Origin of the sequence: Pseudomonas sp. 25 R 14 (genome assembly GCF_900004755.1) — a bacterium.
Lineage (GTDB): Bacteria > Pseudomonadota > Gammaproteobacteria > Pseudomonadales > Pseudomonadaceae > Aquipseudomonas > Aquipseudomonas brenneri.
Map to the genome: position 1 here is coordinate 19,753 of NZ_CVTS01000055.1, position 7,463 is coordinate 27,215.

General features: G+C 53.8%; 6 protein-coding genes and 2 pseudogenes. 5 read left to right on the top strand and 3 right to left on the bottom strand.

Going from position 1 to position 7,463, the window contains the following annotated elements; all coding sequences use genetic code 11:
• Window positions 1-627: 627 nt before the first annotated feature.
• Window positions 628-2,109, top strand: a complete 1,482-nt coding sequence (locus BFQ03_RS20645) for a serralysin family metalloprotease (RefSeq protein ID WP_065943899.1) — start codon at window positions 628-630, stop codon at window positions 2,107-2,109.
• A gap of 121 nt (window positions 2,110-2,230) precedes the next feature.
• Window positions 2,231-2,539, top strand: a complete 309-nt coding sequence (locus BFQ03_RS20650; RefSeq protein ID WP_139115716.1) for an AprI/Inh family metalloprotease inhibitor — start codon at window positions 2,231-2,233, stop codon at window positions 2,537-2,539.
• Between the two features lie 55 nt (window positions 2,540-2,594).
• On the opposite strand, the gene BFQ03_RS20655 is transcribed toward BFQ03_RS20650, so the two are convergent.
• Complete coding sequence (locus tag BFQ03_RS20655; RefSeq protein ID WP_065943901.1) at window positions 2,595-3,383, bottom strand: helix-turn-helix transcriptional regulator; 789 nt, start codon at window positions 3,381-3,383, stop codon at window positions 2,595-2,597.
• 131 nt (window positions 3,384-3,514) lie between these two features.
• Between BFQ03_RS20655 and BFQ03_RS20660 the strand changes: the two genes are divergently transcribed.
• The 3 genes and pseudogenes from BFQ03_RS20660 to BFQ03_RS29260 all read left to right on the top strand — a co-directional run bounded on the left by BFQ03_RS20660 (window position 3,515) and on the right by BFQ03_RS29260 (window position 6,206).
• Window positions 3,515-4,330, top strand: a complete 816-nt coding sequence (locus BFQ03_RS20660; RefSeq protein WP_065943902.1) for a carbon-nitrogen hydrolase family protein — start codon at window positions 3,515-3,517, stop codon at window positions 4,328-4,330.
• Window positions 4,331-4,423: 93 nt separating this feature from the next.
• A pseudogene (locus BFQ03_RS20665) lies at window positions 4,424-4,765 on the top strand (amino acid permease); the annotation flags it as partial.
• Between the two features lie 64 nt (window positions 4,766-4,829).
• Entirely contained in the window at window positions 4,830-6,206 is a 1,377-nt protein-coding gene (locus tag BFQ03_RS29260; protein WP_083204883.1) for an IS30 family transposase, read from the top strand.
• Between the two features lie 7 nt (window positions 6,207-6,213).
• On the opposite strand, the pseudogene BFQ03_RS20675 reads toward BFQ03_RS29260, so the two are convergent.
• A pseudogene (locus BFQ03_RS20675) lies at window positions 6,214-6,837 on the bottom strand (IS3 family transposase); the annotation flags it as partial.
• Window positions 6,838-7,463: transposase (locus BFQ03_RS29265; RefSeq protein WP_139115694.1), on the bottom strand; the 626-nt coding region annotated here is incomplete at its 5' end.

Sequence of the window (7,463 nt, forward strand, 5' to 3'; positions counted from 1 at the left end):
ATGAATGTTGAACGATGTGTTATTCCATGCCGGGTGATCGCTATACATAAGTGATGCAGGCGGTCATGACGTTGGAGATAAACATTTTAGAGCAAAAAAATTAACTAAATGGAACGCCCGATAATATGTTGAGCTGCTTCAATCTGCCACGCATGAGTGTTCGTTTTTTCGAACTTCATACCCGTCTAGGTGTGAGGGCTCCTTTTGCTCTTTCATAAAAAATTAATTTTAAATTAGAAATGTTCGATGTATTTCTCTTGTGTTTGTTTTTTAACGAGTTTTTATCAAATAAGGCTAAGTCAGTTTAACCTTTTTTCCTCGCGCTGTGTCCTTATACCTTTCTTCAGGAGTTCTTCTGGCGTACAGTTGCCTTGGCTGCTGGTGAGTATTATTCCTGGCAGTAATAAGAAACGCACATATCTGTTATGCCTTTCAGGGTCTCATCATGAAACTCTTATGCTTGATTAGCTTTTGAGCTGCTCGTTCATGCCTGTACTTGAAGAGAAATACTTGTTCCGGCATATGGGCTGACGCCATGGTCGGAGACGTTGTGGTTTGAGTGTACGGTCATGGAAATGACCGGGGAACTTCATCCATGTTTGTCATTGAACTATAGGGAATATACGAATGGCCAAGAAAATATTAGCCTCAGGGCAAGTACTCTCAGCGGCGGGCTCCAGCGCCGATTTTATCACTTATGACACCTTCCTCCATTTTTATGACCGGGGTGGTGATGCGCTGGTCAATGGGCATCCGTCCTATACGGTGGACGAGGCTGCGGCTCAGATCACCCGGGCGAATGTTTCCTGGGCGCCTGCGTCGGGTGAGGACGTGGTGCACCTTACGTATTCGTTTCGTACCGTGGCCAATGCGGGGGTCGATCGTCTGTTTCAGAGTGAGAACCTCGGGGAGTTTTCAGCGTTCAACGACCAGCAGAAGGCTCAGGCCAGGCTGTCCTTGCAGTCCTGGTCGGACGTCGCGAAGCTCTCGTTCAGTGAAGCAGCGGCGGGTACTGATGGGGATTTGACCTTTGGCAATTACTCCAACGGTGATGGCGCCGGGGCGGCGTTTGCCCAACTACCTTATTCCAATGCAGCCTACAAAGGGCAGTCGTGGTACTTGGTGAGCGCTGACTATACGACCAACACCACCCCGGCCAATGGTAACTATGGTCGTCAGACCCTGACCCACGAGATCGGTCACACCCTGGGCTTGAGTCACCCGGGCGAATACAACGCGGGGGAAGGGAACCCAAGCTACGCCGATGTGACGTACGCCGAAGACACTCGGGGGTTTTCGGTGATGAGTTATTGGGAAGAGAGCAATACTCACCAGGATTTCAGCAAAGGCACTTTTTTAGAGCAATGGGCGGGCACTGCTCAGGCTTACAGTTCGGCGCCATTGCTCGATGATATTGCGGCGATCCAGCTCCTCTACGGCGCCAATACCCAGACCCGGGCCGGTGATACGGTCTATGGTTTTAATTCCAATACGGCGCGGGATTTCTACACGCTGTCGGCCAATACCGATAAGGCGGTGTTTGCGGTATGGGACGGTGGTGGTACCGATACTCTGGATTTCTCGGGCTTTTCTGATAACCAGAAAATCAACCTTAACGAGGCGAGCTTCTCCAATGTGGGTGGCCTGACCGGCAACGTGTCTATTGCCAAAGGTGTGGTGGTTGAAAACGCCATCGGTGGTTCCGGTAACGATCTGTTGATCGGCAATGGCGTGTCCAACGAGCTCAAGGGTGGCGCGGGTGATGACATTCTGTTCGGCGGTGGCGGTGGCGATAAACTCTGGGGTGGGGCGGGCAAGGATACTTTCCTGTTTGCGGCCAGCAACGACTCCTTGCCGTCTGACCCGGATCAGATCCTTGACTTCGTCAGTGGCGAGGACAAGATCGATGTGTCCAATATCCTGAGCAGTTTCCACCTCTCGTCGTTGCAGTTCGTTGGGGCATTTGGGGCCCAGGCGGGGCAAGCGATCTTCAGTCAGGATAACGCCAGTAACAACAGTGATCTGTCGATCGACTTCAGCGGCGATGGGCTGTCTGACTTTGCGGTGCATATCGTTGGCATTGCGGCGGTAACTGATCTGGTTGCTTGACGCCGAAGGGGGGACGCAGGTTTCGTCCCCCCTTCGTCACTGGAGTGAATCACCCATGGTGGGTATATTGAGTCGTCTTCTTCCAGGCACGTGTCTGGCTTTTACAATAGGGTGTGAGGCGATGGCCAGCAGTCTTGTACTACCGAGTGCGCAACAGTTGGCCGGGCAGTGGTCGGTCCACGTCCAGCAAAATGCCGAGCAGCGTTGCAGTTTCACGCTACAGGTTTTCGGTCATGCCCTGACCGGTGGCGCTGAATGCTTATCTCGCTGGCTGGAGGGCTCGGTGGCGGGCTGGATCCCGACGCCTGACGGTATTGCCGTGGTGTCTGAGGAGGGACGCAAACTGTTGTTTTTCAGCCGTCAGGGCGACCACTACTCGAGCAAAGTCAGTGCTGATCTGACCCTGCTGTTGACCCGTACGGCGCCGTGATAATCCTCCAGATGATCTTCGATACCCGATCAAGGTGAGTTGGACGCGCGGACGCTCATCCTTCCTGGGCCTTAAGGAACAGTGAGAACAACTCAGACTGGGATCTGATATCAAGCTTGTTGTAGATGTGTTTCCGATGGACCCTGACGGTCTCCACCGAGATGGATAACTTGCTGGCCATCTCCTTGCTGGAGCAGCCGCTCAACATCAGTTGAGCCACTTCCAACTCACGCACGGTGAGCTTGAGCCCTACCTTCTGTCCCGCGCCTTCCAGCTGTTGCTGCCACACCGGTGCGGGTGATGGGGCCTTGTTCATCAACTCTTGCTCGAACATCAGGCGTTGTCGCAGCAGTGCGGTGACCCAGGGTTGAATCAGATTCAACGTTGCAATCTGAAGCGGCGTAAATATTTGTCGCGAGCCCAGTGACAGGCAAAAGACCCGCTCCGAGTCCAGAGACACATTGAACTGCAACTCATCGGCGACCACGCTCAGACGAAAGTAGCGTTGATAATAATCGGTCTTCTCGAAGTGTTCCGGCGCTACGTCGGAGAGTCGAAGCAGCGCATCTCGACTGGACTCACGACTGGCCATGAAGAATGGATCAAGCTGATAAACGCCCTTGAGATATTCCTGAAAGAGTGGCACGCGCCCCCCATCGGCTTCTGGACAAATAGCAAATAGCTGCGGTTGTGCGTTGCTGAAGAGGAGTACGACCCAACTGTCAAACGGTACATATTGTTTGAGCAGTCTAGTCAGGGATGTCCAGAACCTGGGTTTGCTGAGGTCCTCGATCAGCTTCGCGACTGACTGATGCCAAGCGATATCTTGCAACGTCAGCCCCATCTACATACCTCAATTATGGTACTTCATCTGCGTAATTACCCCAGCCTGGGTGTTTCTCCATACTTTGAGCTTGCCGAGTGATAGTTGCACCGTCTGACAGCGTCACGCTCGCTCAATCGTAAGGAGCATACATGAAAGTCGAACTCGTACAGCTCGCAGGTCGAGACGGGGATACTACCTATAACCTCGACCGTACACTGAAGGCCATTGCCGCCTGTGCGTCGGATACGGAGCTTGTCGTTTTTCCGGAGCTCCAACTGATGGGGTTTCCTTCTGCCAGCATCATCAAGACGGTGGCGGAGCCACTGGATGGACCCAGCGTGCAAGCCGTTCAACGCATGGCTCGTGAACGCAATCTTTCAGTGGTCCTCGGGGTGTTGGAGAAGGACGTTGAGACGTACTACAACACGTCAGTACTGATTACCCCGGAAGGGATTGCGCTGCGTTACCGCAAAACGCATCCCTGGATCCTTGAGCGTGGTCTGACGACACCCGGAAATCAGTTCACGACAGTGCTCTGGAACGGTATTCAGGTGGGGCTGTTGATTTGTTTTGATATTGAGTTTCCTGAGAGTGCCAGGGCACTCGCTCAGCTTGGGGCTGAGTTGGTCATTGTCATCAACGGTAATATGGACCCCTATGGGCCCATTCATCGAACAGCCATCATGGCGCGGGCACAGGAAAATCAGGTCTTTACGGTAATGGTGAACCGTGTCGGCCATGGTGACGGGGGGCTGTGCTTCGCCGGGGGAAGTGCGGTGCTCAATCCTTTCGGCCAATTTCTTTACGAGGCGGGGCGCGAAGAGTGCCGACAAGTCGTTGAACTGGATTTTGAACAATTGAAGGTTGCACGCCAGGACTATTGTTACCTCGATGAACGACGCCTGATTCTTCCCGGCGACATGACCGAGCATTTTGACGGTCGTCGTGAGCTAACGATCCCTTGAGTGAATCCCTTGTTCCTTGCCGCCTTGCAGGGAACTCGCAGTACCTCTCTTTTTTCAACTCTGACACAACAGCCATAATTCGGAGAAGAACTCATGGCGCCTCTTAAGCGCACCCTTTCCCTGGGGGCGGTGGTACTTTTCGGCATTGCCTACATGGCCCCCATCATTGTGCTGGCCACGTTTGGGATTCTCGCCGATATAACCAAGGGCGGGGTGCCTGCGGCCTACCTCGTTGCCTCCCTAGCGATGCTGTTTACCGCACTGAGCTATGCCCGTATGGCGGCGGAGTTTCCGGTTGCCGGGTCGGCCTACAGTTATGTTCGTAAATGCATCAGCCCCAACGTTGGGTTTCTCGCTGGCTGGGTCGTTCTGTTGGACTATCTGTTCCTGCCCATGGTGATCTGTCTGTTCGGAGCAACCTTTCTGCACGCGGCAGGCGGATTCAACCGGTCGTCGCAACACCTTGATCGAGGTGTTTATGGGACGACCCGCAGGATGGATGCAAAAATTGACGGGCCGGGGAGCGATGCGTTCTCCAGGTGCACCCTCACTTCGTAATGAGATCGAGCGACTATTTTGGGTGCAGATTGCAACAGGCATCACAAGCGAAAAGGCAGCACATGCCGTTGGCGTATCAACAGCGGTAGGTACACGCTGGTTCCGTCATCGAGGCGGGATGCCATTATTCATGTCGAATCACATATCAGGACGATACTTATCGTTTGCAGAGCGAGAAGAGATTGGGCTGCTTCGAGCGCAAAGTGTTGGCGTTCGTGAGATCGCCCGTCGCCTTGGACGAAGCCCATCGACAATTTCACGGGAGTTGACACGAAATGCTGCTACCCGTTGCGGTCGGCTTGAATATCGAGCGTCAGTAGCGCAATGGAAGGCAGAGCTGGTGGCCAAGAGGCCGAAACCAGCGAAACTGGTCACTAACCCGCGACTGCACCAGTACGTACGCGACCGCCTTGAGGGCAAGGTTCAAGACGCCGATGGTCGTGAGATTTCTGGGCCTCGGCAAGCGCCTTTCAAAGGCCGAAATAAACCGCATCGCAGTGACCGTAAATGGGTCAATGGCTGGTCGCCTGAGCAGATTGCCAACCGGCTCCAGATCGATTTTCCGGATGATGAATCCATGCGCATCTCTCATGAAACCATATATCAGGCGCTCTACATTCAGGGTCGAGGAGCTCTCAAGCGCGAACTGGTGAGCTGCCTGCGCTCAGGACGAGCATTGCGCGTGCCGAGAGCCAGAGCGCAGGCCAAAGTGTGGGCATACGTCAGCGAGGACGTCATGATCTCCAGTCGCCCTGCTGAGGTAGAAGATCGGGCTGTACCCGGGCATTGGGAGGGTGACCTGATCATCGGTCTGAACCGGTCTGCGATTGGAACTCTGGTCGAGCGCTCAACTCGATTTACCATGCTCGTCCATCTGCCTCGCGAGAAAGGTTATGGGCTAATTCCCCGCACGAAGAACGGCCCGGCGCTGGCTGGCTATGGGGCTGTTAGTATGGCCAACGCATTGAAGAAGACGGTGACTGATCTTCCCATTGAGCTGTGGCGATCTTTGACCTGGGATCGTGGAAAGGAGCTGTCGGATCACGCTCGATTTACCATCGAGTCCGGAGTAAAGGTTTTCTTTGCTGATCCACATAGTCCATGGCAGCGCGGCACAAACGAAAATACGAACGGCCTGCTACGGCAATACTTCCCGAAAGGCACTGACCTCTCTCGTTGGAGTGCCCAAGAAATAAAGGCCGTAGCTCACGTACTTAACACTAGACCTCGAAAAACACTCGGCTGGAAAACACCTGCCGAAGCCCTGAATGAGTATCTAAAGTCTGTACAACAATCCAGTGTTGCGACGACCGGTTGAATCCGCCCTGACTGCCTTGATCCGAGTGGATCATCACCTCTTGCTTCGGCTTACGTCTCCAAACCGCCATCAGCAGTGCATCAATGGCTACGTCGCTGGTCATCTGCGACTTCATTGACCAACCAATGATCTGGCGTGAAAACAGATCGAGCACCACGGCCAAATACAGCCAGCCTTCATATGTTCGGATGTAGGTAATGTCTGTGACCCAAACTTTGTTGGGTTCTCTGACATCGAATTGGCGCTTCAGTAAGTTCGGTGAGGCAACGGCTGGCTTACCGCCGTATTTTCCAGGCCTCCGTCGATACCCAGTCTGAGAACGTAAACCTTCAAGGCGCATCAACCTAGCCACCCGGTGACGGCCACAGCTCTCACCAACCTCTCGCAGGTCATCATGGATCTTTCGATAGCCATAAACGCCACCGCTTTCCAGCCAGGAGTGTTTGATCAATCCAAGCAGTCGCTGATCGTCCTTGGCTCGCGCAGATTTTGGTTCTGATAGCCACGCGTAGTAGCCGCTGGGATGAACCTTGAGCGTCAGGCAAAGCCGTCGAATCGCGTAATGACCCGCTTGCTGCTTAATAAAGGCGTACTTCAGCCGCACTCCTTGGCAAAGTACGCGGCGGCCTTCCTAAGAAACACCCTCCGTTGGCTGAAGAGTGAAACCAAATTCGGCAGCACGGCGATGTAGACCCTTTACGACTCGCTCCCGATATCTCTGCTCGTACTGGTCTGCTCCGGGGTCCTGATAGTTCATACCGAAACGCATCGCGTTATAGAATAAAATCGCAATTTTTCGGGCGGTCGCGGTGACTGCTTTGGCTTTTCCGATTCGAGCTGCAAGGCGTCTATAGAAGGCCCCAAGCGCAGTACTCGTTCTCCCGACGGTGACAGCGGCCAAGCGCAGGTGGGCGGTCACTCGATTCTTGGTTTTCCGAGTATGAGCGGAAAGCACCTTACCTCCACTGATCCTACATCCCGGGGCAAGCGTTAGCCACGAAGTGAAATGATGACAAGTGCGCCATCGGCTCAGATCTGTACCACATTCGGCGACCAGCCGCAGTGCCAAAAAGGGGCCAATGCCATGTATTTGCGTGAGGTCTACACCGACCAACTGATAGAGCAAGGTGCGAACATCGAAGTTAAGCGCATTGGGTTGCCGGGTTTTATGGCGCGGTTTAGGTAATGGTTCTGACGGACGCACCTTTTCCTGCGAAAGCTTGATGAGCACTTGTGCAATTTGCTGATCGCAGATGA

Excerpts from the sequence above, each read along its gene's own strand:
- BFQ03_RS20645 (WP_065943899.1), top strand. The coding sequence starts at position 628 with ATGGCCAAGAAAATATTAGCCTCAGGGCAAGTACTCTCAGCGGCGGGC.
- BFQ03_RS20650 (WP_139115716.1), top strand. The coding sequence starts at position 2,231 with ATGGCCAGCAGTCTTGTACTACCGAGTGCGCAACAGTTGGCCGGGCAG.
- BFQ03_RS20655 (WP_065943901.1), bottom strand. The coding sequence starts at position 3,383 with ATGGGGCTGACGTTGCAAGATATCGCTTGGCATCAGTCAGTCGCGAAG.
- BFQ03_RS20660 (WP_065943902.1), top strand. The coding sequence starts at position 3,515 with ATGAAAGTCGAACTCGTACAGCTCGCAGGTCGAGACGGGGATACTACC.
- BFQ03_RS29260 (WP_083204883.1), top strand. The coding sequence starts at position 4,830 with ATGCAAAAATTGACGGGCCGGGGAGCGATGCGTTCTCCAGGTGCACCC.